Raw genomic sequence first — 25,659 nt, 5'->3', positions numbered from 1 at the left:
TACCCTTGCCGGATTCTATACTAAAGGACCTCTTCTTCCCACCATGCTTTACGATAATTGGCAGAGGCTTTGTTTCTTTCTCCCCGCTGCCAATCTTCCCACTCATCTTCATCCGATGAACCCGCTTGCCCGTCAAAGCTTAATCCTCGCTGACTGGAAATTTTCTTGCTCCCACTCCATTGCTGCTCCTCTTCCCAATCTTCTTCAAGCAAATCGTCCCAATCATTTTTATGATCATCTTCATCTTCATAAACTCGTGAATAGTCATAAGCACTACGGTAAGTTTCCCCGCCGCTGTAAGCTCCTCTGCTGCTGTAATTACTCCCCCAGGTCGATGCTCTTGGCTGACGCCAAGAGGCCGGTCGGGAGGCCTTCCCTCCACTGCCTGCTCCGAAAGCACCGGAAAGGATGCCGATCAGTCCTCCTTCTGCCAATACCTGAATAACTCCCCAGGCTCTCAGCTCCAAAAAAAGAGCCACCAAAACCACACAAAGCAAAACATACCCTAAACCAGACACTCCGCCAAGGATCCATTGCCCGCTTGCTCTTCCGGTCACATATCCTGCAGCTATACAGCTTGCTATTAACCCAATGTCCACCAAAGTTGCGGTGGATAATCCACCCATCTCCAGGGCTGTCCAAATCAACCCCGCAAGTAAAGTTACGACGGTCACAACCAGAGCGGCGCTGATTCCTTTAAGAATTGAATCACCCATGAGCCTATCGCTCCCTTCCCTTCCTTTACTTCATACTATGATGGACCTGTCCTCTTTATACCTGAATATACCATCCGGCGACTTTATTAATGCTTTTTGTCATCAACTTTTTCTCCCATCTCATCCCCCTTAAGAATATAGTAATTAGCAGAAAGGGGGAATCTCCATGGACTATACCCGTTATGTTGTACAACCTGGGGATAGTATTTATAAAATCGCCAATGCCTATAAAATCGAAATGTCCGACATCATCAATCTCAACCATCTGAAACATCCTGATCGCATCTATCCCGGACAAATCCTTCTCCTTCCTACCTATGAGTTCAAGGATACACTACCCGGAGAAATACCTGAGCCCAACTTTACTTATGCCATGTGGCTGTTCGACGTCTATGCCGGCAAGGATTCTGAGCTCTCGGCAGTTACGACTTACCTGTATCAAGCTGTAGTTTTGGATCGGCCGGAGTTCGATGAGCTCCTCCGCCCCATTGCCTATGACGAACTCCGCCACCTGGAGCAGCTGGCCTGGTGCATTCGCTTTTTAGGGGTGGACCCTCGTTACGGCTCCTTCAGCAAGGGGCGTTGGTTCGACTGGCGTTCCCGCTATCTTAATTACTCCACAGAGCTCTGTGTCATTCTTGACCACAATATGAAGGACGAAGCTGCCGCTGTAAAACATTACACAGATTTAGCGCAAAAAATTCCCATACCTGAAATCCAAACCATCCTTCTTCAATTAGCCGCTGACGAAGAACGTCATTACCAGTGTTTAGCCCAAGCCAAAACACGTTTCTGCGGGTGTGGTTCATCCCAAACCCAACACATCAAAGAAAGTTCAAACGGAGAAGAGTTATAATAAAGAGCAAGTAAAACCCGCCACCCATCATCAGATGGAGTGGACAAAGCATCCCACGCCGACGCAGGATGGTATAGATGAACAATCCCGAACCAAGGGCCAGGATGGCGCTCCACAAAGCTGAAGGTTCCAGCTGCCAGGTTGTCAAGGCAATACCCAATGCCGGAATGGTGGAGCTTTGAAACACCATGGCTCCAGTGATATTCCCCAAAGCCAACGTGTCCTTTCCTCTCTTGAGCCAGATGACACTATTAAATTTCTCGGGCAGCTCGGTCGCCACAGGAGTGATAATCAAAGACAGCACGAGAGCAGAAATTCCCGTAACCTGGGCAATCGATTGAACTGCGTCCACAAAAGCACGAGCCCCTGCCACCATCCCTAAAAGGGCAAACACCAGTTGGATCAAAATAATGATCAGGGAAGGATCCGACTTGCGTTGGGCAAAGTAAAGAGGTGCTAAATGACCGTGGTCCTCAGTTCCAAGACTGTTGCGCACAGTTTTTATGACATAAATGATATAGAGTAAAGGCAAAAGGGCGGCAACAGCAAGTTTCAGCTCGCGAGTGGGCAGGAATGAGGCTAAGATAGCCAACCCATAAACCCAGAGAAAAAAGGAAAGATCCCGTTTGATAACTGTTGTATTAATAAATAAGGGTTTGTTATTGCGTCTAAAAATAAGCGCGGCCGCGCCGGAAACAAAAAAGGCCAAAGTGACTAACATAAAAGGAGCGCCTAAAATAGCTCCGATACCCACTTCAGCAGTATTTTCTTTTCCCCCCATTCCCAAAAAGGCAATGATCGGAACCATGGTCTCCGGTAAAGCCGTCCCTACAGCAGCCAGCACGCTCCCTACTGCTCCCGCCCCAAGATGGAGATGCTTCCCCAGCCACTCCACCCCATTGGTAAACACTTCGGCCGACATTAAGATAATCCCCAGACCGATTAATAGCATGACTAAATCACTCAAAAGGCTTCCGCTCCTTACATACGCTTTTGGGATATCCATGGAGGGTAATCGATCCCAATAATGTATATTCGGAGGGAAGCCTTTTCATTATCGAAAACTCTGGCCTGTTCTAAAACATTTAGCTGTCCTCATTATCCATAGACAGAATTTCTTCGACAGCTTCGTGGAGTTCAGGAACTCCCAGACCTGTCTCGGCTGAATAGGTAATGATGATATGCCAATCAGGAATATGCAAAGCTTTAGCTATTTGACTTAAATGCTTTCCCCATTGTCCTTTGGAAATTTTGTCCGCTTTGGTGGCCACTACTAGAACCGGAATACCCCGATTCCGTAAAAAGGCATGCATTTCCTGATCCTCAACACTGGGCACATGGCGGATATCCACCACTTGAATCACTGCCCGCAGATTTTCCCGCCGGGAGAAATACTCCTCCATCATCTTGCCCCAATTGGCTTTAATCTCTTTGGAGACCTTAGCATACCCGTACCCCGGCAAATCCACAAAAGACCACTGATCATTGATGCGGTAAAAATTAAGCATTTGGGTCTTGCCCGGGGTATTCCCGGTACGGGCAAGATTCCTTCTGTTGATAAATTTATTAATCAATGATGATTTTCCCACATTAGAACGGCCCGCCAACGCAATTTCAGGTCCGGTTAACTCCGGGTACCCCTTAATATTCACAGCAGAAGTCACAAATTCTGCCTTCCGAATCGTAATCACACGACATACTCCTTCTGGGACCAGGAAAACAGCTCACAGGGTCCCGCTTTATATTCACACCCAACACTATCCAGGGAAATGAGACAAGGGTTCATTCCCTTGTCTCACCCCATTTTTTCATATCATCTTTTATGGCTTGATCTTGAGCAACTGATCTTTGTCATCTTGGAGCACAAAGATCTCTGAATCACGGTACCTGTCCCCATGATTCACCCTTGTCCTCATGATTCCATGATTCACACTAGGAGATGGGGCGGTCCTCAGGAGTGGGCTCGGGATCAATATCCCCCTGACTAAATAGAGGGAAGCGGTTCATGGAGCCTAAGTATTCTTCAGATTCCGCTACAGGAAGAAGGGCGATCTTGATAACCTCCTCCATGCGGCTGACAAAATGGAATTCCAGCTCTTTGCGCACATTTTCCGGGACTTCTTCCAAGTCCTTGCGGTTTTGCTCAGGCAAAATAACCTGCTTGATTCCGGCCCGGTGAGCGGCGAGAACTTTTTCCTTCACTCCGCCAATAGGCAGAACATTGCCTCTCAGAGTGATCTCACCGGTCATGGCCAGATCCGAAGGCACTGCCCGTTTGGCTAAAGCCGAAGCCATAGCTGTGGCCATGGTGATTCCTGCCGAGGGACCATCCTTAGGAATCGCCCCTTCGGGAACGTGAATATGAAGATCGGTCTTTTCATAGAAATCATCCGGAATGCCCAGCTCCCGGGAATGGGAGCGGACAAACGTCCGGCCCGCATAGGCTGATTCCTTCATCACATCTCCCAGCTTACCGGTTAAGGTCAGTTGACCTTTGCCAGGCAGAGGAATCACCTCGATGGTTAAGACATCCCCGCCTACTTCCGTATAAGCCAGCCCTGTGGCAGCACCAATCTCCGGTTTAATTCTTGCTTTTTCGAACTGATAACGGGGGGAACCCAGAAACTCTTCCAGCATCTCCGGCCTCAGCTCCGCTGTTTTCCATTCCTTTTTCACGACTCGGGTCGCTACTTTACGGCACAGATTGGCGATCTGACGCTCCAGATTACGCACGCCCGATTCCCGTGTATAGCCCTGAACAAGCTTCAAAATAACCTTGTCACCAATCTCAAGCTGGCTGGCTTTTAAGCCATGGGCTTTCATCTGCTTAGGTACGAGATAGCGTTTGGCGATATTGACTTTCTCATCCTCCGTATAACCGCTTAAAGAGATAACCTCCATCCGGTCCAAAAGAGGCCGGGGAATGCTGTACAGAGAATTAGCCGTCATGATAAACAGGGTGTGGGATAAGTCATAGGGCAAATCCAAATAATGATCGGAAAAACTGAAATTCTGCTCAGGGTCCAGAACCTCCAGCAAGGCTGCCGCCGGGTCCCCACGGAAATCCGAAGCCATCTTATCGATTTCATCCAGCAAAAAGACCGGATTGGCGGTCCCCGCCGTTCTCATTCCCTGAATAATCCGCCCGGGAAGAGCCCCGATGTAAGTCCGCCGATGTCCCCGGATCTCTGCTTCATCCCGGACACCGCCCAAAGACATACGCACAAATTTCCGATCCAAAGCACGGGCCACCGATTTGGCCAGAGAGGTTTTCCCTACTCCCGGCGGTCCCACAAAACAAATGATCGGGCTTTTCATCTTGGGTGTCAGCTTGCGAATCGCTAAGAACTCGAGAATTCGCTCCTTGATCTTTGCCAAGCCATAATGGTCGTCATTGAGAATTTTTTCCGCCCGTTTAATATCTGTTTTATCCTTGCTCATGGCCGTCCAGGGAAGGGCCAGAATCCAATCCAAATAAGTACGCACTACCGTCCCCTCTGAGGAAGCCTGGGGCATTTTTTCCAACCGATCGATTTCCTTTAAAGCCCGCTCTGCCACTTCTTCCGGAAGCTTAGCCTGAGCGACCTTTTCCCGATATTCCTCTACTTCGGCCTGCTTTTCGTCCTTATCTCCCAATTCCTTCTGAATGGCTTTCATCTGCTCCCGGAGATAGTACTCCTTCTGAGTTTTTTCCATCTGCTTGCGCACCCGCAGACCAATGCGGCGCTCCAGCTCCAGAATCTCATTTTCCCGCATGATGATTTCCGTCAGGCGCTCCAGCCGTTGGGCAACCTCCAGAGACTCCAGAATAGCCTGTTTATCTCCCAGCTTAAGATTCAAATGACTTGCCACAATATCTGCTAAACGCCCAGAATCCTTAACTCCCAGAACCGTTCCCAGGGTTTCCTGGGGAACCTTTTTACTGAGCTTAGCATACTCTTCAAACTGGTGGATGACCCCATGAGTCAGGGCATCGATTTCCGGGGTGTTCTCTTTGACTCCCTCTTCAGCTTCTTCGACCCGGACTTTAAAATAAGGTTCATCCGTTATGAATTCAAGAATTTTTCCCCGGCTCTTCCCTTCCACGAGGACGCGCATAGTTCCCCCAGGCAGCTTGAGGAGCTGTTTGATCTCTGCTAAAGTACCGATGGTGTGGATATCATCGGGGTCAGGCGAATCAATCTCTGTCTCTTTCTGAGCAGACAACAAAATGAGCCGCTCATCCATCATGGCCTGCTCAATGGCAGCCATAGACCGCTCCCGGCCCACATCCAAATGAATAACCATATATGGAAAGACTAAAATCCCTCTCAAGGGGAGCAATGGTAATTCTCTCTCTTTGCTCATGCAATTCCCTCCCTAAAGAAAACCCCGAAAGCACTGCTTTCGCACATGTTGCCTTACATGAAAAAAGCACACTGTTATTAGTGTGCCATTCTCCGTTAGAACTATTCTAGCATGAGTGCCCTTGGTCAGGCAAATTAACCGTGCCGGAAGGAGTTTTGGGGTTAAGCTCCAGACGGGACAAGATCTCATCCAGTACGGGGTGCTTCTCGGTTTTTTCGCTGCTTTGCTCACCTAAAAGAGCACTGGCCAACACTTCATTAAGGGTCTCCACAGGAATAACCTCAAATCCTTCGGCAAAGCTCTTGAAGCGCTCCTGCCAATTTTCCTTGGGAATAAATACTCTGCGGCATCCCGCCTGATGAGCCGCTTCAATCTTGGCAGCGATCCCACCTACCGGCTTTACACCGCCCCGAATGGATAACTCACCAGTCATGGCCAAATAATTATCCACCCTTTCTTTACGGATAGCCGATACCACGGCTGTGGCAATGGCGATCCCTGCGGAAGGTCCGTCGATAGGCACTCCTCCCGGGAAATTGACATGGATATCATAGTTATGGGGATGTATGCCTAATTGCCGCCGGATGACGGTGAGCACATTTTCCACAGAGCTTTTGGCCATGCTTTTGCGGCGTGTCTTCCTAAAGCTGCTCCCTTGTTCCTCTTCTTCAACGATGCCCGTAACCAGAAGCTCTCCGGTGCCAGGTGCAACAGGATGGGCCGTAACCTCCAGCTCGATCAGCATTCCCATATTAGGACCATAAACGGCTAAACCGTTGACCAACCCCACTTCCGCCACCAAGGGGACCTTGCGTTCCGGCCTGGGGGCATATTGTCCGGAAGTCACGACCCACTCCACCGTAGCGGCGTTAATCTCCAATTTCTTTTCCGTCTGAGCCACACCCGCTGCCAATTGAACGATGTTCACCGCCTCCCGCCCATTGGTGGCATACTGCTTCGCCACATTCAAAGCGCTGGGCGTGATCGGTGTTTCCATTTTTGCCGCTGCCCCCCGGGCAATCTGAGCAATCTCTTCCGGCAGCAAAGAACGAAAAAACACCTCCATACACCGGGAACGTATGGCGGGAGGAATCTCCTCAGGACTCCGTGTCGTCGCTCCCACCATGCGGAAATCCGCCGGCAGTCCGTTTTGAAAAATATCATGAATATGGACCGGGATATTGGTATCCTCTGAGCTGTAATAAGCACTTTCCAAAATAACCTTCCGATCCTCCAGCACCTTAAGCAGTTTGTTGATCTGGATCGGATGCAGCTCCCCGATTTCATCGATAAAAAGCACACCGCCGTGGGCCTTGGTCACGGCTCCGGCCTTGGGCTGGGGAATTCCCGCCATGCCCATAGCGCCGGCCCCTTGATAAATGGGGTCATGAACCGAACCAATCAAGGGATCAGCGATTCCCCGCTCATCAAAACGAGCGGTAGCTCCGTCGATTTCGATAAACTTGGCGTCTTCCTTAAAAGGCGACATCGGGTTTTTCCTTGCTTCCTCAAGAACCAGACGGGCTGCTGCCGTCTTGCCCACACCCGGAGGCCCATAGATCAGGACATGCTGGGGATTCGGTCCGCAGAGAGCGGCCCGAAGAGCCTTAATTCCCTCGAGCTGACCTACAATCTCTTCAAAATGAGTGGGCCGGGTCTTTTCCGCCAAAGGAGTGGTAAGAGCAATCTTGCGCATCTTCTCCAGCTTCTCCAGCTCCTTCTTGGACTCCCGTTCAATGGAGACCTTGTTCCCTTGTTGGGATTTGAGCAATCCCCAAAAATATAAACCGATGATCACTGCAAAGATCAGCTGCACCATCATCACGATTCCGGTTAATCCAGCCATAGTTCTATTCCCTCCTGAAGCAAATACTTGATACCTTTGTTAGTATTGCCAGAGAATAGTTTTTGAAAACTTTTTACAAAATACTATTTGACATTTATTTTCAAGCAGCCTATAATAACAAGTAATTTATCCAGTTAATGCTAATGACGAGAAAGAGTACACCTTAGCCGGAATGTCCAAGAGAGTCAGCGTTGGTGAGAGCTGATACAAACCGTTTGGTGGAATGGGTCTCTGAAGCGCAAGCTGAACGAATCTGCATCTTGACCATCAGGATGGAGGTGTCCAGTAGGCAAGCCGGGGGTTTCCCGTTATAGAAACACGGGTATCGAGAGCATGAATCATTCTCTCCGCATCCGGTTAGAGGTATGGGACAGCATTTTTAATTCCAGCGGCTTTCGCTGACCCATATAAATTAAGGTGGCAACGCAGAAGTACTTTCTGTCCTTTACATAAGGACGGGAAGTTTTTTTATTTTAAAGTAAAGTGCCGCCCTCTCCGGATGAACAAGAGATGAAAATAATGTTTTCTCCGTATCTGATAGAGGTACTTGTGGATACACAATACACAACACAAGTACAAATTAAGGTGGCACCACAGAAGCTTTCTGTCCTTTGGGATGGAAGGCTTTTTTTAGTGTAAAAAAACCCAGAAGTTTTAAGTGTTACAGAGTACCAGCGGAGGTGACTGCTCATGGATATTCTCGAAAGAATTCTCATCGCGAAACGAAAAAGGCTCCAAGCTCGAGAAAGACAGCTTCCCCTTGCCGAGCTTAAGCGGCAATTAGAGGGCAAAATCATTAGCCGCCCGGGGAAACCAAAACTTACCCCCCATTCCTTTCATGTCATTGCTGAGATCAAGCGCGCTTCCCCAAGCAAAGGGAAGATCCCCTGGCGTCACTCCCTGGAAGAAACCCTTCAGGCTTATGAATCCGGCGGGGCCTCCTTTATCTCCATACTCACCGAGGAGGACTTTTTCCTGGGGGGACCTGAGGACTGGCACCGAAGCCGCATGTTAACTGCCCTTCCGCTCCTGCGCAAAGATTTTATCCTTTCCGAATATCAGGTCATGGAAAGCGCCATTATGGGGGCGGATATGATTCTGCTCATTGCCGGAATTCTGGACACTGCCGCGCTCCCCAATCTGCTTCATTTGACTCATGAACTGGGAATGAAAGCCCTGGTCGAATGCCGTGATGAGGAGGATGTTTCCCGGGCTCTCCAAGCCGGGGCGAAAATCATCGGTATCAATAACCGGGACCTGCGGACCTTCCGGATCAGCCTTGGCCGTACCCAAGCCCTCAGTTCCCTGATCCCGGCTGATTGCCTTCTGGTCAGCGAAAGCGGGATCCATACTCCCGAAGATGCGGCATGGGTCTCCAGCCATGGCGCTCAGGCGGTCCTTGTCGGCGAATCCTGCCTTCTGTCCCCTGATCCTGCTTTGCATATCCGCTCCCTGCGCGAGGCAGGCCTGAGTGCTAAGGTGGTGAAACCATGCTCCGGATAAAAATCTGCGGCATCCGCACTGGCGAAGAAGCCCGTTGGGCCGTTGAAGCCGGTGCCGATGCTCTGGGATTTATCTTTGTCCCCCACAGCAAACGCTATATCCAGCCGGAAACTGCCCGGGAGATTATCCTGAGCTTACCTCCCCTGATCAGCAAAGTCGGGGTGTTTGCTCAGGCATCCCCTGAGCATGTGGGCCGGATTGTCCATGAGTGTTCTTTGGATACGATTCAGCTGCATGGGAATGAAGATCCCCGGCTCTACAGCCATCTCTCCGTGACAAAGATTAAAGCATTCTCCTTCCCCTCTGCACCGGCCCCTGGCAATTCCTCCGCAGCCGCACCTGATTTCTCCCTGGTTGAAACCTCTCCTTCTTCGTCTCTTCCCACTTCCTTCAGGGAACTTCCCCCAGCCTCCCTTCACGGGATCCTTTTGGACTCGTCCGCTGGAGGAAGGACAGGGGGAACCGGAATCCCCCTCCCCTGGCACACCCCGGAGTTTCAGGATTTTCTGCATCAGGTCGGAGACCTTGGTTATCCTCTGATTTTAGCCGGAGGACTTAACCCCGACAATATCCTGGAAGCCATCCGTTTAACCCGGCCCTACGGAGTGGATGTCAGCTCCGGAGTGGAACGGAACGGCCGCAAGGATCGTGAAAAAATCCAACACTTCATCTCACAGGCAAGAAAGGAGTCACCCCTATGACCTATGCCATTCATGAATCCTTAACCCTCCTCTCCCAGAAACAGAATCTCCCTGAAGAACTGACCTTCACTGTCGTTCAGGACCTTTTGTCCGGGGAACTGACCCCGGCTCAGATCGGGGGACTGCTCCTGGGGTTAAGTCTTAAAGGCGAAACCCCTGAGGAGATCGCCGCCTTTGCCCAGGCTCTAAGAGGTGCCGGCCTTAAAATCAAAGCCCCTGCGGGAACGCTGGATACCTGCGGCACCGGCGGAGACCGCAGCGGTACCTTTAATATCTCCACAACGGCGGCCTTTGTCATCGCCGGAGCCGGAGTCCCGGTAGCCAAACACGGCAACCGCTTTGCCTCCGGTCGCTGCGGCAGTGCCGATGTTTTGGAGCAGCTGGGCATTTCACTTAAAGCCACCCCTGAGTCCAGCGAACGGCACCTACAGCACATCGGCATGACCTTCCTCTTTGCCCAGGTTTATCATCCCGCTATGGCTAAAGTCGCCAGGGAGCGCCGCGAACTGGGTATTCGAACAATTTTTAATCTTCTGGGCCCTCTCCTCAATCCCGCCGGTGCCCCCTACCAGCTGCTGGGAGTCTCCTCCCCTTCCCTGCTGCCCAAAATGGCCAAAGCCCTCCAAATTCTCGGCAGCAAACGGGCCGTCGTGGCTGTGGGTGAGGACGGTCTGGATGAAGTGACTCTGACAGGTGCGACCCAGGCCATCCTCATTGATGGCGGCGCAATACAACCCTTTATCATCCGGCCGGAAGAATACGGCCTTAACCTCTGCTCCCTTCAAGATCTCCAAGGAGGAACCCCTGCGGAAAACGGGCAAATTACCCTCCGCATCCTTCAGGGGAAAAAAGGACCCCAGCGGGATATTGTTTTGCTCAACGCCGGAACCGCCCTCTACGCGGCCAACAAAGCTGCCGGCATCCGGGAAGGCATTGCTCTGGCGGCGGAAAGTCTGGATTCCGGAAAAGCCTTAAGTATATTGGAAAAGCTTAAAGCTTCCGCCTAGCACTCTTGTAACACTGAAAAGGAGGATTCCACCATGATTGCCAAAGACCAGGATTTTACACCTCTGGCCAGCCGCTTCGGCACTTACGGAGGTGCTTATGTACCCGAGACCCTCATTCCCGTTTTAGATGAACTGGCAGAAGCTTATAACCAAGTCCGCAATGATCCCGGCTTTCAGAACGATCTGAAAGAACTCTTAGCCGACTATGTAGGCCGGCCTTCCCTCCTCTATTATGCCCGAAGGCTCAGCGAATCCCTGGGCGGAGCTCAGATCTATCTCAAACGGGAAGATCTCAATCATACCGGCGCTCATAAAATCAACAATACCCTGGGCCAAATTCTCCTGGCCAAGCGAATGGGCAAAACCCGGGTCATTGCGGAGACAGGAGCCGGTCAGCACGGAGTTGCCACCGCTACCGCCTGTGCCCTCATGGGCTTGAATTGTGTGGTCTATATGGGAGAGAAGGATATAGAACGGCAGCATTTAAATGTCTTGCGCATGCAGATGCTGGGCAGTGAAGTCCGCTCCGTCGCCACAGGCTCTAAAACCTTGAAAGACGCCATCAATGAAGCCTTAAGAGACTGGGTTGCCCACCCCCAGGACACCTTCTACTGCTTTGGGACCGCCGCCGGCCCTCATCCCTATCCAACCATCGTCCGGGATTTGCAGAGAATTATTGGTGAAGAAACCCGTTCTCAATTCCTAAGTCTCCGGGAACGCCTTCCCGATCTGCTCGTCGCCTGCGTGGGCGGCGGGAGCAATGCCATCGGTTTTTTCCATCCCTTTCTGGCTGATGAACATGTCCAACTGATTGGGGTTGAAGCCGGAGGAAAAGGCCCGGGCAGGGGAGAACACGCGGCGACCTTATCCTTGGGCCGTCCCGGCATTCTCCATGGCGCTTACAGCTATCTTTTGCAGGATGAAGAGGGCCAGATTCCCGACACCCACTCCGTTTCAGCCGGTCTTGATTACCCCGGTGTGGGACCGGAGCATAGCCACCTGAAAGATATTGAACGCGCCCGCTATGTCAGCGTAACTGATAACGAGACCCTGGAGGCCAGCAAACTTCTTGCCCGTACGGAGGGGATCCTGCCCGCTCTGGAAAGCGCTCACGCCCTTGCTTATGCCCTAAAAATTGCCCCCACCTTTTCCCCGGCCCAGCACATCATTGTCAATCTATCCGGTCGGGGGGACAAAGACATGGAAACCTTTGCTCACTTTATTCATGACTAACCACCAGCATGATTACCAACAGCATGGTTAGACAGCAAATGAACCAAACAAGAAAAAATAATTAAGGAGGGAATGCCGTGTCTGATCGTTTAGAAACAGCTCTGGCCAAAGCTCGCCTCAAAACACCCGAGAACCCTTTGGGCATGGGATTGATCACTTATCTCATGGCCGGGGACCCTGATAGTGACACCACCCTGCGCCGTTTAACCGGCCTTGTTAAGGCCGGGGTCGATATTCTCGAACTGGGCGTTCCTTTCAGCGACCCTATCGCCGATGGCCCTGTCATCCAAGCCGCCGGCTTACGAGCCCTGCAGCAGGGGATGAATCTCCAAAAGGTCTTAAACCTCGCCGCCCGGTTCCGCAAGGAAAATCAGACCACTCCCCTGCTTTTAATGAGCTATCTCAATCCCCTCATTCATTACGGCTATGATCGGTTTCTCAGCGAAGCCTGCACAGCCGGAGTCGATGGTTTGATACTGCCTGATCTGCCATGGCGGGAAAGCACACCTTTCCGGCAAAGAGCTTATGAACTTCTCCAGGACCACCTGGCCTTTATCCCCATGATTGCCCAGACCAGCCGGCCCGCTCACATTCATGGCCTTGCCCAGGAGCAGAAGGGCTTTATCTACGTCCTCTCCCGCAACGGGATCACCGGAGGAGATGCGGAAATTCCGCCACAAACCCTGCAATTCATTGACTCCCTCCAGACCGCTCTTTCCGCCCCCTGCTATGTGGGATTTGGCATCCAATCCCCAACCCAGGTGCATACATTGAGCCAAGCCTGCCAAGGGGTCATTGTGGGCAGTGCTCTGGTTCAAAAGTTTGCCCAGCTCGATGCCTGTGCGCTCCCTGCTCACGAGCTAGTGCACCGCGAACAGGACATCTATGCCTGGATTGGTTCCTTAAGAAAAACATCGGTCAGGGAGGAACTTGCATGCGAGTGATCCAGAAAGAGTGGCGGCTCGACCCTTTTCCCTCCCCCCATTCCGATTGGGTCATGAACCTGCTCCGGTTTTCCGAAACCCTGGGAGAAAAATGCTATACCCTTCTGGAAGGAAATGAGGAAGAGCATCAACGGACCTATTATGGATTCGGCGAGGGTTGGATTTTATCCCCTGAGACCCGGGAACCCGGCCTTCCTCCCGATCCTTTGGCTCACCTCAGGGACTTTTGCCGCCAAAACTTCCCCGCCAGGAGCTGTGAAAGCGGCATCATCGGCTACCTGGATTATGAGTGGGGACTTCTCTGGCAAAAGCCCAAATCTACGACGGCGAAACCCAGTTACTTTTTTCGCCTTTGTCCCATCAACCTGGTCTTCCTCCCCAGTTCACAAAAAGTCATCCTGGAGATATTCTCTGAAGATGACTCGGAGCTGAGCAGGCTCTATGATCATTGGTCAACGCACCTTGAGGACTGGATTTCCCAAAATCACTGTCAAGATCACAATCACTGCCAAAGCCATCATCACTGCCAGAATCATAATCACCTTCAGGAAGCTACTCCGTCAGGGATTGCAGCACCGGAAATCCCCACAAAACATCCATCTGATCCCGTGACCAGGCCAAACCAATGGCAGGCCAATTTCCAGCCTGGGGAATTCATATCCCGTGTGGAAAAAATCAAAGAGTATATCCACTCCGGTGACATTTTTCAAGCCGTACTCTCCCAGCGTTTTACCCTGGAAAAGACTATCGATCCCTGGTCCGCCTATCAAAAGCTGCGGATTGTCAACCCTTCCCCCTGGCTCTTTTGCCTGTTTGGCGAAAAGGAAACTTTAGTAGGCAGTTCCCCGGAACTTCTCCTCTCCTCCATCGGCTCACAAATTCAAACCCGCCCCATTGCCGGAACACGTCCCCGGGGCAAAGATCCTCTGGAAGATCGACAGCTCGAACAAGAACTTCTGGACGATGCTAAAGAAATGGCCGAGCACGCCATGCTTGTTGACTTAGGCCGCAATGATCTGGGACGGGTTTCAGACTACGGGAGTGTCAGTGTCGGTAAATTCTGCAGTGTCGAACGCTTCTCCCATGTCATGCATATCGTTTCCTCTGTCGAAGGCCGGCTGGCCAAAGCATACGATTCTTTGGATGCCCTAAAGGCTGTTCTGCCTGCAGGTACTTTAAGCGGTGCCCCTAAAGTCCGGGCTATGGAAATCCTCCAGGACCTGGAGCCTACCCGCCGGGGTCCTTACGGCGGAGCCCTCGGTATCTATCGCTGGAATGGGGATCTTGATTTCTGCATCACCATACGAACCTTGATGATCAGGGATGATGAGGTCAGCGTGCAAAGCGGGGCAGGCATTGTCTTTGACTCTATTCCCCAACGGGAATATGAAGAGACTCTGCACAAAGCGAAGGCTTTGTTCAAGGTTGTGGAAGATCTATAACAAAGAAGGTCTATAATATTCTGACAGTACTGCGAAAGGAGGTTCCCTATGCTGGCCATCATCGATAATTATGATTCCTTTACCTATAACTTGGTTCAAGCCTTCGGTGAATTGGGAGAAAAGGTTACCGTTTACAAAAATGATGAAGTATCAGGGGCGGAATTTCTTTCCGAAAACCCTGATGGGGTGGTCATCTCACCCGGTCCCTGCACTCCCAACGAAGCCGGGATCTCCCTTGAAGTGATCCGCCTCCTTAATGAACGAGCCCAGGAAGGCCGTCCCACCCCTTTACTGGGAGTTTGCCTGGGTCATCAGGCTCTTGCCCAGGCCTTTAACTCGGAAATAATCCTCGCCCCCGAAATTGTCCATGGCAAACAATCCCTTATTTATCATGACGAAACAGAGCTTTTTGCGGAGTGCACCCAAGGGTTTTTAGCCGGCAGGTATCACTCCCTCATGGTCGATCCCCTTGGGCTGAGCCCTCTCTTTATTGTCACCGCCCGCACGGAAAACAACCTGATCATGGGGATTCGCCATCGCTATTTCCCCTTTTATGGAGTACAGTTCCACCCGGAGAGCATTCTCACCCCGGAAGGACCCCAGATCCTGCGCTCTTTTCTTACTCAGGTTCACCATCAGTAGGGCGGAGAGTCTATCATCGCAACTGCCCATCAGCCAGCTTTGTCCCAAAAACGAAAGCGCTTTCGTTTTTGGGACTAGCACTCTGCAACACCTAGCTCCAAAATCATGACTGAAGTATAGCGTTAAAGAAAAAGGGGTGCCGCAAAACGTTGACTCACCAACGTTTTGCGGCACCCTCTGTCTTATGCTGATTCTTCTTTTTTGTTCTTCTTGCTTTTATCGATGGTCACCAAAAGGGGTTCTTCCTTCTTCAGAATAACATCCTTGGTCACCACGCATTTGGTCACATCGTTGCGGGAAGGCAAATCATACATCACATTCTGCATGATCTCTTCCACGATAGCTCTTAAGCCACGGGCTCCTGTATTACGCCGGATAGCTTCCTCGGCGATGGCCTTCAAGGCTTCCTCTTTAAATTCGAGAGCTACTCCGTCCAGCTCCAGAAGCTTTTCATACTGTTTGACCAGAGCATTCTTGGGTTCTGTCAGAATCCGCACCAACGCTTCTTCATCCAGAGCATCCAGTTTGACCATGACCGGTAAACGTCCTACGAACTCCGGAATGAGACCAAACTTGAGGAGGTCGGCAGGGAGAAGTTCTCTAAGGGTTTCCCCGATGTTTTGCTCACTCTTCTTCTTTATCTCAGCCCCAAAGCCCATTACCTTTTTCCCGATGCGGTTCTGGATGATCTTATCGATCCCGTCAAAAGCCCCGCCCACGATAAACAAGATATTCGTGGTATCCAGTTGGATGAACTCCTGATGAGGATGTTTGCGACCACCTTGAGGGGGAACACTGGCTACGGTTCCCTCGAGGATTTTGAGAAGGGCTTGTTGGACGCCTTCTCCGGAGACATCACGAGTAATGGACGGGTTCTCCGATTTGCGGGCTATCTTATCAATCTCATCAATGTAGACGATACCTTTTTCAGCTTTTTCCACGTCATAATCTGCGGCTTGAATGAGCTTGAGGAGGATATTTTCAACGTCTTCACCCACATAACCGGCCTCCGTCAAGGAGGTTGCATCCGCAATAGCAAAAGGCACATTCAAAACTTTGGCTAAGGTTGAAGCCAGCAAAGTCTTACCGGATCCAGTGGGTCCCAGCATAACGATGTTGGATTTTTGCAGCTCCACATCATCAATTTTCATACCCAGATTGATTCGTTTGTAGTGGTTGTACACGGCTACAGCCAGCGCTTTTTTGGCTTCGTCCTGTCCGATCACGTACTGGTCGAGAATTGCCCGAATTTCTTTGGGCTTTGGAATATCTCCTATCTCCATCCCCAAGTCCTCATTGAGCTCTTCCTCAATGATTTCATTGCAGAGTTCAATACACTCATCACAGATATAAACTCCAGGGCCGGCAACCAACTTTTTGACTTGATCCTGAGTCTTTCCACAGAACGAACACTTAAGCTGGTTCTTTTCGTCGTTGTACTTTGCCATCCTCTCACCTCTCTAGCACAGAATACCTCTGCACATAGGCTATGCCTGCTCGACGAGGAAGTTTACCGTTTTTTCGGAAACTAAGCTCTGACGATACATGCCCATATCACCACGTGCCATGAGGGCCTGTTTCAAATTTTCCGGACTGGTTTGATAACGTTCTGCAAGTTTTGCCAACTCATTGTTTAATTCTTCCTCGGATACTGTAATTCCTTCTACCTTAGCGATAGCTTCTAAAACAAGTTCGGTTTTAAGGTTTTCCGAAGCACGGGGGCGAAGTTCTTCTCTCATGGTATCCATACTGGTTCCCGTATAGTGGCAATAGGTTTCTAAATCCAGCCCTTGATACGAAAGATTTTGCGCCATGTCATCGAGCATCATGTCAATCCGGCTGTTCACCATGGCCTCCGGAATCTCGACACTGGCATTTTCTACAGCTTTGGCAACGATTGCATTTTTGTGTTCCATTTCTGCACGTTGTTCTGCCGCTGTCATAAGTTTGTCTCTCAAATCAGCTTTCAATTCATCAAGTGTCTCAAATTCGCTGATATCTTTGGCGAATTCATCATCCAAAGGTGCATACTCTTTTCTCTTCAGCTTGTTGACCTTAACTTTGAACAAAGCATCCTTACCTTGTAGGTCTGCAACATGATATTCATCAGGGAAGCGAACGTTGACATCAACTTCCTGTCCAATTTGTGCGCCGATCAATTGTTCTTCAAATCCTGGGATAAAGGAGCCGGATCCGATAACCAAATCGTACCCTTCAGCTGTTCCGCCTTCGAAAGCCACCCCATCCACAGAACCGGCGAAGTCGATATTCACGGTATCCTGAGCTTGAACTGTGCCTTCTTCGAGATTAAGAACTTTGGCGTGTTGTTCCTGCTTGCGCTGAAGCTCTTGTTCAAGCTCCTCATCGGTAACGACAGCCGCAGTCTTTTCAACTTCCAGACCCTTGTAGCTTCCCAACTCGACTTCAGGCTTCACAGTGACCTTCGCCTTGAAAACAAGCTCTTTGCCATCTTCCATTTGGATGAGATCCACGTCCGGGCGATCTACCGGTTCAATCCCAGCTTCATTAACCGCTTTCATGTACTCAACACCGAGGATGTCATCCACTGCATCATTATAAAGTGCAGCCGTTCCCACGTAACGCTCAACCATGGTCCGTGGAGCTTTTCCTTTACGGAAACCCGGGATATTCACTTTGTTAGCTAAAGCTTTGGCAGCTTTGGTTACTGCGGCACTGAATACCTTCGCATCGACGGTAACTTCAAGTTCAACAGTATTCTTCTCTATTTTCTCCATTTTGACTGACATATGTGCTCCCCCTTAATACTTCCTTTGGAATAAACTCTATAGTCTAAGGAAAATCTAACTGCGTTCCTGAAAACATAAGATGAAGCTAGTGTGTCCGAAATTCCCTTAAGGCAAACTTGACATTTTTCGTCATTTACTGCCAGACCCTGCCCGTTTAGAACATGAACTAAAAGGGGAACTCTGCGTTCCCCCTCAAAGCAGGTTTCCATAAAGGAAACTTCCTTCCGATGAAGTTTACTCCACCTAAAGATTGAGTTATCCGTTTCATGGGAAAAGTTTTCCAAAGGTTTAAATTAGCAAATTTACCTGACCATTCTACCAGACAGTGCAAGATAAATCAAGAACTTATCAGGCAGATCTTATTAGACAATGTTCCTTGAGATTAAGAAACCAATTATTGAACAAGTGCCAGGATTTCCTCCACAGCTCTTTCCGCAGCATGACCCGGCAAAGCCTTGGCTGCCGCCCGGCGCATGCTCTCAATCTCCTCAGGGTGGCTGAGAAGGTATTGAATCGTTGCTTCCAGCTCCTCCTCGGTCTTCGCCAGCTTGGCCGCTCCAATCCGCTCTAAGAAGCAGGCATTTTCCTCTTCCTGACCAGGGATGGGTTTATAGATAATCATAGGCAATTTCTTTGTCAAAGATTCCGATACAGTAAGCCCCCCCGCCTTGGTGATCACCAAATCGGAAACGCTCATCAGTTCCTCTACATTATTAATATACCCATAGCAAACCATCGGATTGCGCCCCTCCAAACCTTCCAGGCTGCGGTAAAGCTTCTCGTCACGTCCGCAGACCACAAGGACCTGAAGGGGAGATGACGAATCCAGCAGAAACCTGCAGATGTGCTTAGAGCCTCCCAGCACCCCATAGGCCCCTACCATCACCAGAATGGTCGGACGTATGAGCTTAAGGTTAAGTTTCTCGGCGATCTCCGCACGGTCAAGCTCCTCTTCAAATTTTGGATCGACAGGGATTCCTGTAATGCGGATCCGTTCCCGAGCAATTCCCCCGGCAATCAGGTCCTTATAAACATCCTGGCACCCTGCAATATAAAGGTCCACTCCCCGCTGGATATACTGACTATGGACCCCATAATCCGTGACCACAGAGACCACCGGAGCATGAATCACACCCTTAAAGCGCAGTTCACCCAAGACGCCGGCGATCACCGGATAGGTACAAATGATCACATCAGGGTTCAGCCCCTTGATATAGTCCAGAAATTCTTTGCGTCCCAATATATTGATAAAACGCTGGATAAGAGACTGAGGCCGTATCTTAGAGGTTCGATAATAAAACATACCATAGAGTCTCGGTGTATGCTTAATAAGCTCAATGTAGGTATTCTTGACAATTGTATTTAATGTTTTGCTGATGAATGCCCCAAAATCCAGGTGCGTAATCTCTGCTTCCGGTGATTTTTTACGGACGGCTTCAATCAACGCTTCAGCAGCGCGAAGATGACCTGCTCCAAAGGTCGCCGAAAACACTAAGACCCTTAACTCCCCCACGCAAAATCCTCCTTTGGGTTAACTTACACTCCCATTTTAACTCAAAAACAACAAATCTCAAACTTAAGTTTTTCTTAATTGCACATTCTTATAACTGATTATGCTTTTAAAAAGCTTGTCATTTAAGGAAAACTGAGCTATAATCAGACAGTAAATCAATGCGAGAGTGGCGGAACTGGCAGACGCACTGGATTTAGGTTCCAGCGGGAAACCGTGGGGGTTCAAGTCCCTTCTCTCGCACCATCAATGTACTTGCAGACAACCATAGTCTATACTATGGTTGTTTTTTATTTTTAAGAATCTTTTCAGCAAAAGTTCAGTTGCTTTTCAGGTTTGTCTATTAGACTGTTTTATATACAAAAGGATAAATGTCTTTATCTCTCCCTCAAATACATAAAGCCAGGAGGAATGATCATGATCCAAACCGGAAACATCACTTCCACAGAACTTTCCTTTAAAAAAGATCAGCCATCTCTTAATAAAGCAGAAAAAGAGTCCGGTACTATTAAAAAGGAAGCAGAATCCACTGTAGCAAAAGCCGGACCGGCTGTAGCGACTGCTGAAGGGACTGTCACCGTAGGCATCTCTTTCGACGGAGACACTGCGGAAATCAGTGAAAAAGGCATGCAAACAGCCAGGAGTTCCTCTTCACAGAACGAACCATCGGAAAATACAGAATTAAGCCAAGCCTCTTCTACCGTGAAAACCCTGCTTCAAGACGCTTCCACAGAAGACACCGACACCAGCAACTTGTCCCAGTATTCAGAAACCCAGCTTAAAAGTATGGTAAGTCAAGGAACCATTACGCAAAGCCAATATATTAGAGAAATGAGCAGCAGAGCGGAAAAATTAGAACAAGCAGAACAGTAAAAAATCTTCATGAAGACATCTTAACCGAATACTCTCACTACTCAAAGCAGGGCTGTGCTAAATCTCATCAGATTTTATCACAGCCCTTTTGTCTGAAAGTGACCATTGCCGGTACTGTGCCCTATACTGTAGCGCTCCCCAGCAACAATCGCGTATACTCCTCTTGAGGATGATCAAAGACCTTGCTCGCCGCACCTTGTTCAATGATCCTCCCTTGACGCATAACATAGACCTTGTCGGCGATTTTCCGTGCCAAGAAAATATCATGGGTTATATACAGCATGGAAAATCCCCGGATATTCTGCAACCCTTTAAGCAACCGCAGCAGATTCGCCGCATTGGAGGGATCCAGCATGGAGCTGATTTCATCTGCTATCATCAGCTTAGGATTCATAACCAGCGCTCGGGCGATGGCAACCCTTTGCCGCTGCCCTCCGCTTAAGGTGTGGCCGCGTCTGCGCATAAATACATCATCATAAGGCAACTGTACCTGTCCTAAAGCCGTTCTGACCGCCTGCAAACGCTCAGCCCTTTCACCTTTTTTAAGAATATCAAGAGGTTCCTGGACAATCTCCCTGACCGTCAGATGCTCATTGGTGGCGGAAATGGGATCCTGAAAAACCATCTGAATGCCCTCCGGCTTTGCAGTTTCGCTGTTGCCCGTCACCTTGCGCCCTTCAAAATACACTTCGCCGCTGTCGGCATCCATAATTCCGCTTAATATCCCGGCCAGAGTGGTCTTTCCTGATCCGGACTCCCCGATCAGCGCCGCCACTTCACCCGCTTTGATTTCGATATTGCAGTCCAGGCAAGCCTTGACCCGGCGGTTTTTAGTGTGATATGCTTTTTCGATCCCCGAGCCGGCCAAGAGGGTAACAATCCCCCCGCGCCGACAGGCAACCTGCCTCTGCTCCCCTACCTCTTCCAAAACGGGATGTTCCCTGAGACACTCTTCAATCCGCTGATTGCAGCGGCTGTAGAAAGGGCATTGCTGTTCATGGGTTATCTGAATCTCACCGGGAATTCCCCACATATCCCGGTAGGGATGAATGGATGGGGAAGAGTAAATCAACCCTCGCGTATAAGGATGCCGGGGATCATGCAGGATATCCTTTGTATTGCCCTGTTCCACCACATTGCCCGTGTACATCACCAAAATCCGGGAGGTCATGGCCGCGATAACGGGCAGCTCATGGGATATAACCAACATGGCAAACCCCTTTTCCTGCTGCAAATCCAGCAAAAGCCGGACCATCTCCTGTTTGGATACAGAGTCCAAGGACGTGGTCGGTTCGTCAACAATCAGCACATCGGGATCACAGGACAGAGCCATGGCAATCAATATCCTTTGGCGCATGCCCCCGGAAAGCTGATGGGGATATGCTGCGGCCAGAGAGGGGTCCAGCCCGACCATTCGGATTAGATTTTCCGTTCTGGCCCGGGCTTCTTTTTTCTCCATTTCCAGATGCCTGATCAGACATTCCCCGATTTGATCACCGATAGAAATCACGGGATTCAAGACATCCAAGCTGTTTTGAAAGGCAACTGCAATCCTTTTCCATCGATAGCTGTCACGTTCCTGCCCGGACAGTGCGATCAGCTCCCTGCCCTCAAAACAGATACTGCCGCTGACTTGGGCGCAGTTCTCCAAAAGACCCATAATCGACATAGCCAGCGTGGTTTTTCCACTTCCCGATTCGCCGATGATACCGATGCATTCTCCTGAATTCAAACCCAGGCTGACATTATGCACGGCATTAATATCGGTATCCTGCCCATAGCGGACATACAAATTATTGATCTCTAAAACTGACATCATGACCCCCCAACTTCCTTGACAATATCCTAATTTTTAGTATTTACGACTTTCTCCAGATCCCGGCTGATAAAAGCAACTGCGACAACCAAGAGCAGCAAGGCCGCTAAGGGAGACATAATCCACCATTTCCAAAAATCCGTAAAATAAATGCCCGGAAAGTTAATGGAGCGATTAAGAATAATTCCCCAGCTTTTCGAAAGGGGATCACCCAGCCCCAAAAAAGAAAGCCCCGCTTCCGCAACCACCCCATGGCTGACAATACGAATCATACTGACGGAAATAATCGGCAATAACCCCGGAATAAAGTGTTTAAGCGCCAAATGGCGAAAACCGGCCCCATAGCTTTTCGCCGCCACAATAAAATTTTCATGGCGCATGGAGAGCACCTTGGAACGAACTGTCCGCGCAGGTCCCACCCAGGAGATCAAAGCAATAACCACAATAATATTGGTCAGACTCGCACCAAAAAAGGCTCCTAAGACAATCATCAAAGGCAGCTGAGGAATCGACATCATCAAATCGCATAAACCTGTAATCGCCTTATCTATCCACTTGCCGTAATAACCTGCCAAAATCCCCAAAGAACCGCCCCCGATTCCCGCCAGCAGCGCCGTTGATAAACCCACCGCCATACTGATGGCCGCACCATGGCAGATTTGGGCAAAGATATCGATACCCAAATCGTCCGTCCCCAGCCAATGGTTAAGGCCCGGCGGCTCTAAAGCATTGCCGCTGGGGATTTTATGGAGTTCTCCCAAAAAGAAAAAGGACATTAAACATAAGCATACCAGGAACAGGATAACCCCCATCCCGAACTTCCCATATCCAGAAAAGGACGTCCAGAACCCTTTTAAGGGAAGAAACCAGCCTTTCCGCCCGACACTTATTGTAGTGAAGATCTGTTTCATCTATCCCACCCTTGGATCCAATTTTCTGTAAACCAGCTCCGCAATCCAATTCATCAGAAGCACCGTAAGTGTAATCACTAAGAAAATTCCTTGAATCAGAACATAATCGCGATTAAGCACCGCTTCACGCATCAGCCGTCCGACTCCGGGATAAGCAAAAACAGTCTCAATCAACACCGCTCCCCCAAACATGGCCCCCATACTCATGAAAACCCTTGCTACCACAGGCGGCAGAGCGTTGCGAAGAGCATGCCGGAAGATAATGCTCCTTTGTTTAAGACCCTTAGCTCTGGCTGTGCGGATATAGTCCTTGGCAAGTACAGTCAGCATACTATTGCGTGATAAAAGATAAAAGCTTCCTACACGAGTCAGGGCCAAAGTCAAAACCGGCAAAACGGCATGATGCAGAAGATCCCCCAGCCGTTCTCCCATAGAGTTGAAGGAAGCAAAGACGGCACTTCCTCCTGACAAAGGAAACCACTGCAGCTGGGCGGCAAATACAAACAAAAACAGCACTCCCAGCAAAAAAGAAGGAATCTCCGCAAAAACCACCATTGCCCCATAAAGAAATTTATCCAGCGGCTTATCCCGCAGCCAGGCGGACAAGGCTCCTAAAGCCGTGCCCACCAAGCTGCTCAGTGCCAATGAGGTCATCACGATAAAAAATGTCCAGGGAATGCGGGTCAGGATCATTTCTGCAACATCAGTATTATAGTAAATGCTGTAACCCAAATTCCCTTGCAGCAAGCCCGTAATATACTGCCAAAATTGAAGCGGCAGGGGCTTAGCCAATCCATAATAATCTTTATAATGGTCTATCTGCTCTTGTGAGAATACAGCGGAGACATTTCCGTCTTCTACCGAAAGGTAAAGAAAGGGATCTCCGGGCATTAGTCTGGGCAAAAAGAAATTAATGCAGATAATTACTAAAAGCACACCGAGATAATGTTTTTTCATAATCTAGCCGCGAATTAAATAGGATAACTTATTATGATCGCATTTGCTGTGATCATAACGGAACATCCAGCCATCATAGGTTGCCTGGCGGTATACGAAATTATCCAGGGCTCCGTGGAGCATAATCATCGGCACTTCATCCGCGATCAAGCTTTGCAGCTCTGAAATCATCTCTTGACGGGCCCCCTCATTTCGTTCGGCTGCCTGAGCCTCGGCAAGAGCGACAGCTTCATCATTGGACCAGCCCTTAATCGTCTTAGCGCCCTTTCCATAAACCGTCCTCAGGTAATCAGGATCTCCTCCCATTCCCCCTGAATTGATAATCAAAAGCTGGTACTCACCGGTATTTACAGCATTGTCTCTGGTTTTGGCTTCCACACTTTCCACAGTGACTTCTATCCCGATTTCGGCCAAGGACAACTTCACCAACTCCGCCACCTTGATGCCGTCGGCAGAATTGTCCGTTAGGAGTTTAAAGGAGTAGGTCTTCCCGGCAAGCAGTTCACGGGCTTTGTCCCGATTATAGTCATACTGCTCAATGTTCTCGTTATACCAAGGACTCACAGGGAGCACATAGCCTTGGCTGCTGAGCGACGCCGCTCCCCGGGCTGCTTTATCCACCAGCTCCTGGCGATTGATTCCATAAGCCATGGCTTGGCGAAGATTAACATCCTGCAATTCCTCCACTGCTTCCATATTCATCATCAAGCGGTAGCTATGATAAGAGTGAGCGGTTTTGATTGTGTATTCCGGGTTATTCTGATAGTTAGGCAGAATATCAGGGGAAGCATTAATCAAATCAATTTCCCCATTGGCAAAAGCAAGGATGCTGTCGCTGACCGGAACCCATTCTATGGCCGCAGCGGCCGGCTTCAGTCCCCAATACTTCTCAAAAGCCACATAACGATAGGCACCCTGCTGGGGATCATAGGTCTCCAGCTGATAAGGTCCGCTTCCTATCGCTGCATCCTCTCCTGTATAGGCTGCCGGATCCGCAACTTTCTCCCAGATATGTTTAGGCAAAATACGGACGTTGCCAATCTTGGTCAGATAATTATTATCAAAGCGGTCAAACGCAACTTCAATGGTATAGGTATCCACTATCCGGGTCTGCTCAACAATATAGTTTCCGCCGGCCAGCAAATCATTGGAAACAGGGGGATGCTCCTTATAATAAGACAAGGTAAACGCCACATCTTCCGCTGTTAAAGGGATGCCGTCATGCCATAAGGCATTCTTCTGCAGATGGAAGGTATAGACCGTTCCGTCATCATTGATATCCCAGCTCGCCGCCAGCCACGGTATATTGCCCTCTTCGTCTTTTTCCAGAAGGGAATCATACAGCAATTGCATCTTGGACATTCCGGGACCCCGGGGCACATGCTTGAATGGATTGGGCAGCCCTGTATCCCCACCTGCCAGACGGAGGATCAGCATATCTTCTTTCTGAACATTGTCCCCGATAGTTTCTGTGACAGTCTTTTCTCCTGAGCATCCGGCAAGACCAAACAACATAGCAAGCGCTGCTATCCAAACAGCCGCACCCGCTGAGAACCGCTTCACTTTTCGAATCATCTTAATTCCTCC

The 25,659-nt window shown here is 49.7% G+C and carries 21 protein-coding genes, 1 tRNA gene and 1 other annotated feature; of the genes, 10 read left to right on the top strand and 12 right to left on the bottom strand.

What is annotated here, in order from left to right; genetic code table 11:
• Nucleotides 1-20: 20 nt before the first annotated feature.
• Nucleotides 21-716: a TIGR04086 family membrane protein gene (locus tag DESLBE_RS21060; RefSeq protein WP_041272526.1), complete on the bottom strand. Its 696-nt coding sequence runs from the start codon at nucleotides 714-716 to the stop codon at nucleotides 21-23.
• Nucleotides 717-882: 166 nt separating this feature from the next.
• On the opposite strand from DESLBE_RS21060, the gene DESLBE_RS21055 reads away from it, so the two are divergent.
• Nucleotides 883-1,572 carry a LysM peptidoglycan-binding domain-containing protein gene (locus DESLBE_RS21055; RefSeq protein ID WP_005816876.1) on the top strand — a complete coding sequence of 230 codons (690 nt, stop codon included), beginning with the start codon at nucleotides 883-885 and terminating at the stop codon, nucleotides 1,570-1,572.
• Here the strand turns inward: DESLBE_RS21055 and DESLBE_RS21050 are convergent.
• The 4 genes from DESLBE_RS21050 to lonB all read right to left on the bottom strand — a co-directional run bounded on the left by DESLBE_RS21050 (nucleotide 1,541) and on the right by lonB (nucleotide 7,765).
• Nucleotides 1,541-2,578 carry a sodium:calcium antiporter gene (locus tag DESLBE_RS21050; protein WP_005816877.1) on the bottom strand — a complete coding sequence of 346 codons (1,038 nt, stop codon included), beginning with the start codon at nucleotides 2,576-2,578 and terminating at the stop codon, nucleotides 1,541-1,543. The genes DESLBE_RS21055 and DESLBE_RS21050 overlap by 32 nt on opposite strands.
• A gap of 79 nt (nucleotides 2,579-2,657) precedes the next feature.
• Nucleotides 2,658-3,263 (bottom strand): ribosome biogenesis GTP-binding protein YihA/YsxC, encoded by a 606-nt coding sequence (yihA, locus tag DESLBE_RS21045; RefSeq protein ID WP_005816879.1) that lies wholly within the window; start codon nucleotides 3,261-3,263, stop codon nucleotides 2,658-2,660.
• Between the two features lie 241 nt (nucleotides 3,264-3,504).
• Nucleotides 3,505-5,919 carry an endopeptidase La gene (gene lon / locus DESLBE_RS21040; protein WP_018305616.1) on the bottom strand — a complete coding sequence of 805 codons (2,415 nt, stop codon included), beginning with the start codon at nucleotides 5,917-5,919 and terminating at the stop codon, nucleotides 3,505-3,507.
• 106 nt (nucleotides 5,920-6,025) lie between these two features.
• Nucleotides 6,026-7,765: an ATP-dependent protease LonB gene (gene lonB / locus DESLBE_RS21035; protein WP_144678148.1), complete on the bottom strand. Its 1,740-nt coding sequence runs from the start codon at nucleotides 7,763-7,765 to the stop codon at nucleotides 6,026-6,028.
• Between the two features lie 134 nt (nucleotides 7,766-7,899).
• Nucleotides 7,900-8,380 (top strand) — a binding site (T-box leader).
• A gap of 75 nt (nucleotides 8,381-8,455) precedes the next feature.
• Between lonB and trpC the strand changes: the two genes are divergently transcribed.
• The 7 genes from trpC (at nucleotide 8,456) to DESLBE_RS21000 (ending at nucleotide 15,237) form a co-directional block, all read left to right on the top strand.
• Nucleotides 8,456-9,268: an indole-3-glycerol phosphate synthase TrpC gene (gene trpC, locus DESLBE_RS21030; protein WP_144678147.1), complete on the top strand. Its 813-nt coding sequence runs from the start codon at nucleotides 8,456-8,458 to the stop codon at nucleotides 9,266-9,268.
• Nucleotides 9,256-9,969: a phosphoribosylanthranilate isomerase gene (locus DESLBE_RS21025; RefSeq protein WP_144678146.1), complete on the top strand. Its 714-nt coding sequence runs from the start codon at nucleotides 9,256-9,258 to the stop codon at nucleotides 9,967-9,969. The genes trpC and DESLBE_RS21025 overlap by 13 nt, the downstream gene beginning before the upstream one ends.
• Nucleotides 9,966-10,976, top strand: coding sequence for an anthranilate phosphoribosyltransferase (gene trpD / locus DESLBE_RS21020; protein ID WP_005816888.1), 1,011 nt, complete (start codon nucleotides 9,966-9,968; stop codon nucleotides 10,974-10,976). The genes DESLBE_RS21025 and trpD overlap by 4 nt, the downstream gene beginning before the upstream one ends.
• A gap of 33 nt (nucleotides 10,977-11,009) precedes the next feature.
• The gene (gene trpB, locus DESLBE_RS21015) at nucleotides 11,010-12,209 is read left to right on the top strand and encodes a tryptophan synthase subunit beta (protein WP_144678145.1); all 1,200 of its coding nucleotides are present in this window, start codon (nucleotides 11,010-11,012) and stop codon (nucleotides 12,207-12,209) included.
• Between the two features lie 77 nt (nucleotides 12,210-12,286).
• Nucleotides 12,287-13,153, top strand: a complete 867-nt coding sequence (trpA, locus tag DESLBE_RS21010; protein WP_015945185.1) for a tryptophan synthase subunit alpha — start codon at nucleotides 12,287-12,289, stop codon at nucleotides 13,151-13,153.
• Nucleotides 13,144-14,595: an anthranilate synthase component I family protein gene (locus DESLBE_RS21005; RefSeq protein ID WP_144678144.1), complete on the top strand. Its 1,452-nt coding sequence runs from the start codon at nucleotides 13,144-13,146 to the stop codon at nucleotides 14,593-14,595. The genes trpA and DESLBE_RS21005 overlap by 10 nt, the downstream gene beginning before the upstream one ends.
• A 48-nt stretch (nucleotides 14,596-14,643) precedes the next feature.
• Entirely contained in the window at nucleotides 14,644-15,237 is a 594-nt protein-coding gene (locus tag DESLBE_RS21000) for an aminodeoxychorismate/anthranilate synthase component II (RefSeq protein ID WP_011460918.1), read from the top strand.
• A gap of 182 nt (nucleotides 15,238-15,419) precedes the next feature.
• Here DESLBE_RS21000 and clpX read toward each other — a convergent pair whose 3' ends face one another.
• The 3 genes from clpX to DESLBE_RS20985 all read right to left on the bottom strand — a co-directional run bounded on the left by clpX (nucleotide 15,420) and on the right by DESLBE_RS20985 (nucleotide 19,518).
• A complete protein-coding gene (gene clpX / locus DESLBE_RS20995; RefSeq protein ID WP_005816893.1) occupies nucleotides 15,420-16,685 on the bottom strand; it encodes an ATP-dependent Clp protease ATP-binding subunit ClpX in 1,266 nt (421 codons plus the stop codon).
• A 39-nt stretch (nucleotides 16,686-16,724) separates the two neighbouring features.
• Nucleotides 16,725-18,005 carry a trigger factor gene (tig, locus tag DESLBE_RS20990; RefSeq protein WP_005816896.1) on the bottom strand — a complete coding sequence of 427 codons (1,281 nt, stop codon included), beginning with the start codon at nucleotides 18,003-18,005 and terminating at the stop codon, nucleotides 16,725-16,727.
• A gap of 394 nt (nucleotides 18,006-18,399) precedes the next feature.
• Nucleotides 18,400-19,518 (bottom strand): glycosyltransferase, encoded by a 1,119-nt coding sequence (locus tag DESLBE_RS20985; RefSeq protein ID WP_005816897.1) that lies wholly within the window; start codon nucleotides 19,516-19,518, stop codon nucleotides 18,400-18,402.
• Between the two features lie 160 nt (nucleotides 19,519-19,678).
• Here DESLBE_RS20985 and DESLBE_RS20980 point away from each other — a divergent pair.
• Nucleotides 19,679-19,761, top strand: a tRNA-Leu gene (locus DESLBE_RS20980).
• A gap of 171 nt (nucleotides 19,762-19,932) precedes the next feature.
• Nucleotides 19,933-20,388: a hypothetical protein gene (locus DESLBE_RS20975; RefSeq protein WP_144678143.1), complete on the top strand. Its 456-nt coding sequence runs from the start codon at nucleotides 19,933-19,935 to the stop codon at nucleotides 20,386-20,388.
• Between the two features lie 121 nt (nucleotides 20,389-20,509).
• On the opposite strand, the gene DESLBE_RS20970 is transcribed toward DESLBE_RS20975, so the two are convergent.
• Genes DESLBE_RS20970 through DESLBE_RS20955 form a run of 4 tightly spaced genes read right to left on the bottom strand, consistent with a single transcriptional unit; the run spans nucleotide 20,510 to nucleotide 25,647 of the window.
• On the bottom strand, nucleotides 20,510-22,207 hold the full coding sequence (locus tag DESLBE_RS20970) for an ABC transporter ATP-binding protein (RefSeq protein WP_144678142.1): 1,698 nt from the start codon (nucleotides 22,205-22,207) through the stop codon (nucleotides 20,510-20,512).
• 26 nt (nucleotides 22,208-22,233) lie between these two features.
• Nucleotides 22,234-23,115: an ABC transporter permease gene (locus DESLBE_RS20965; RefSeq protein WP_005816902.1), complete on the bottom strand. Its 882-nt coding sequence runs from the start codon at nucleotides 23,113-23,115 to the stop codon at nucleotides 22,234-22,236.
• Nucleotides 23,116-24,072: an ABC transporter permease gene (locus tag DESLBE_RS20960; protein ID WP_011460922.1), complete on the bottom strand. Its 957-nt coding sequence runs from the start codon at nucleotides 24,070-24,072 to the stop codon at nucleotides 23,116-23,118.
• 3 nt (nucleotides 24,073-24,075) lie between these two features.
• A complete protein-coding gene (locus DESLBE_RS20955; RefSeq protein ID WP_011460923.1) occupies nucleotides 24,076-25,647 on the bottom strand; it encodes an ABC transporter substrate-binding protein in 1,572 nt (523 codons plus the stop codon).
• Nucleotides 25,648-25,659 lie beyond the last annotated feature (12 nt).

Source organism: Desulfitobacterium sp. LBE, assembly GCF_007830365.1.
Lineage (GTDB): Bacteria > Bacillota > Desulfitobacteriia > Desulfitobacteriales > Desulfitobacteriaceae > Desulfitobacterium > Desulfitobacterium hafniense.
The sequence above is the reverse complement of the archived record's forward strand: the minus strand, read 5'-3'. Positions and strand labels throughout refer to the sequence as shown.

Excerpts from the sequence above, each read along its gene's own strand:
- DESLBE_RS20970 (WP_144678142.1), bottom strand. The coding sequence starts at position 22,207 with ATGATGTCAGTTTTAGAGATCAATAATTTGTATGTCCGCTATGGGCAG.
- clpX (WP_005816893.1), bottom strand. The coding sequence starts at position 16,685 with ATGGCAAAGTACAACGACGAAAAGAACCAGCTTAAGTGTTCGTTCTGT.
- trpB (WP_144678145.1), top strand. The coding sequence starts at position 11,010 with ATGATTGCCAAAGACCAGGATTTTACACCTCTGGCCAGCCGCTTCGGC.
- DESLBE_RS21060 (WP_041272526.1), bottom strand. The coding sequence starts at position 716 with ATGGGTGATTCAATTCTTAAAGGAATCAGCGCCGCTCTGGTTGTGACC.
- trpC (WP_144678147.1), top strand. The coding sequence starts at position 8,456 with ATGGATATTCTCGAAAGAATTCTCATCGCGAAACGAAAAAGGCTCCAA.
- DESLBE_RS20965 (WP_005816902.1), bottom strand. The coding sequence starts at position 23,115 with ATGAAACAGATCTTCACTACAATAAGTGTCGGGCGGAAAGGCTGGTTT.
- DESLBE_RS21005 (WP_144678144.1), top strand. The coding sequence starts at position 13,144 with ATGCGAGTGATCCAGAAAGAGTGGCGGCTCGACCCTTTTCCCTCCCCC.
- DESLBE_RS21050 (WP_005816877.1), bottom strand. The coding sequence starts at position 2,578 with ATGGATATCCCAAAAGCGTATGTAAGGAGCGGAAGCCTTTTGAGTGAT.
- tig (WP_005816896.1), bottom strand. The coding sequence starts at position 18,005 with ATGTCAGTCAAAATGGAGAAAATAGAGAAGAATACTGTTGAACTTGAA.
- lon (WP_018305616.1), bottom strand. The coding sequence starts at position 5,919 with ATGAGCAAAGAGAGAGAATTACCATTGCTCCCCTTGAGAGGGATTTTA.
- DESLBE_RS20975 (WP_144678143.1), top strand. The coding sequence starts at position 19,933 with ATGATCCAAACCGGAAACATCACTTCCACAGAACTTTCCTTTAAAAAA.
- DESLBE_RS20955 (WP_011460923.1), bottom strand. The coding sequence starts at position 25,647 with ATGATTCGAAAAGTGAAGCGGTTCTCAGCGGGTGCGGCTGTTTGGATA.
- DESLBE_RS21025 (WP_144678146.1), top strand. The coding sequence starts at position 9,256 with ATGCTCCGGATAAAAATCTGCGGCATCCGCACTGGCGAAGAAGCCCGT.
- trpD (WP_005816888.1), top strand. The coding sequence starts at position 9,966 with ATGACCTATGCCATTCATGAATCCTTAACCCTCCTCTCCCAGAAACAG.
- DESLBE_RS21055 (WP_005816876.1), top strand. The coding sequence starts at position 883 with ATGGACTATACCCGTTATGTTGTACAACCTGGGGATAGTATTTATAAA.
- DESLBE_RS21000 (WP_011460918.1), top strand. The coding sequence starts at position 14,644 with ATGCTGGCCATCATCGATAATTATGATTCCTTTACCTATAACTTGGTT.
- lonB (WP_144678148.1), bottom strand. The coding sequence starts at position 7,765 with ATGGCTGGATTAACCGGAATCGTGATGATGGTGCAGCTGATCTTTGCA.
- DESLBE_RS20960 (WP_011460922.1), bottom strand. The coding sequence starts at position 24,072 with ATGAAAAAACATTATCTCGGTGTGCTTTTAGTAATTATCTGCATTAAT.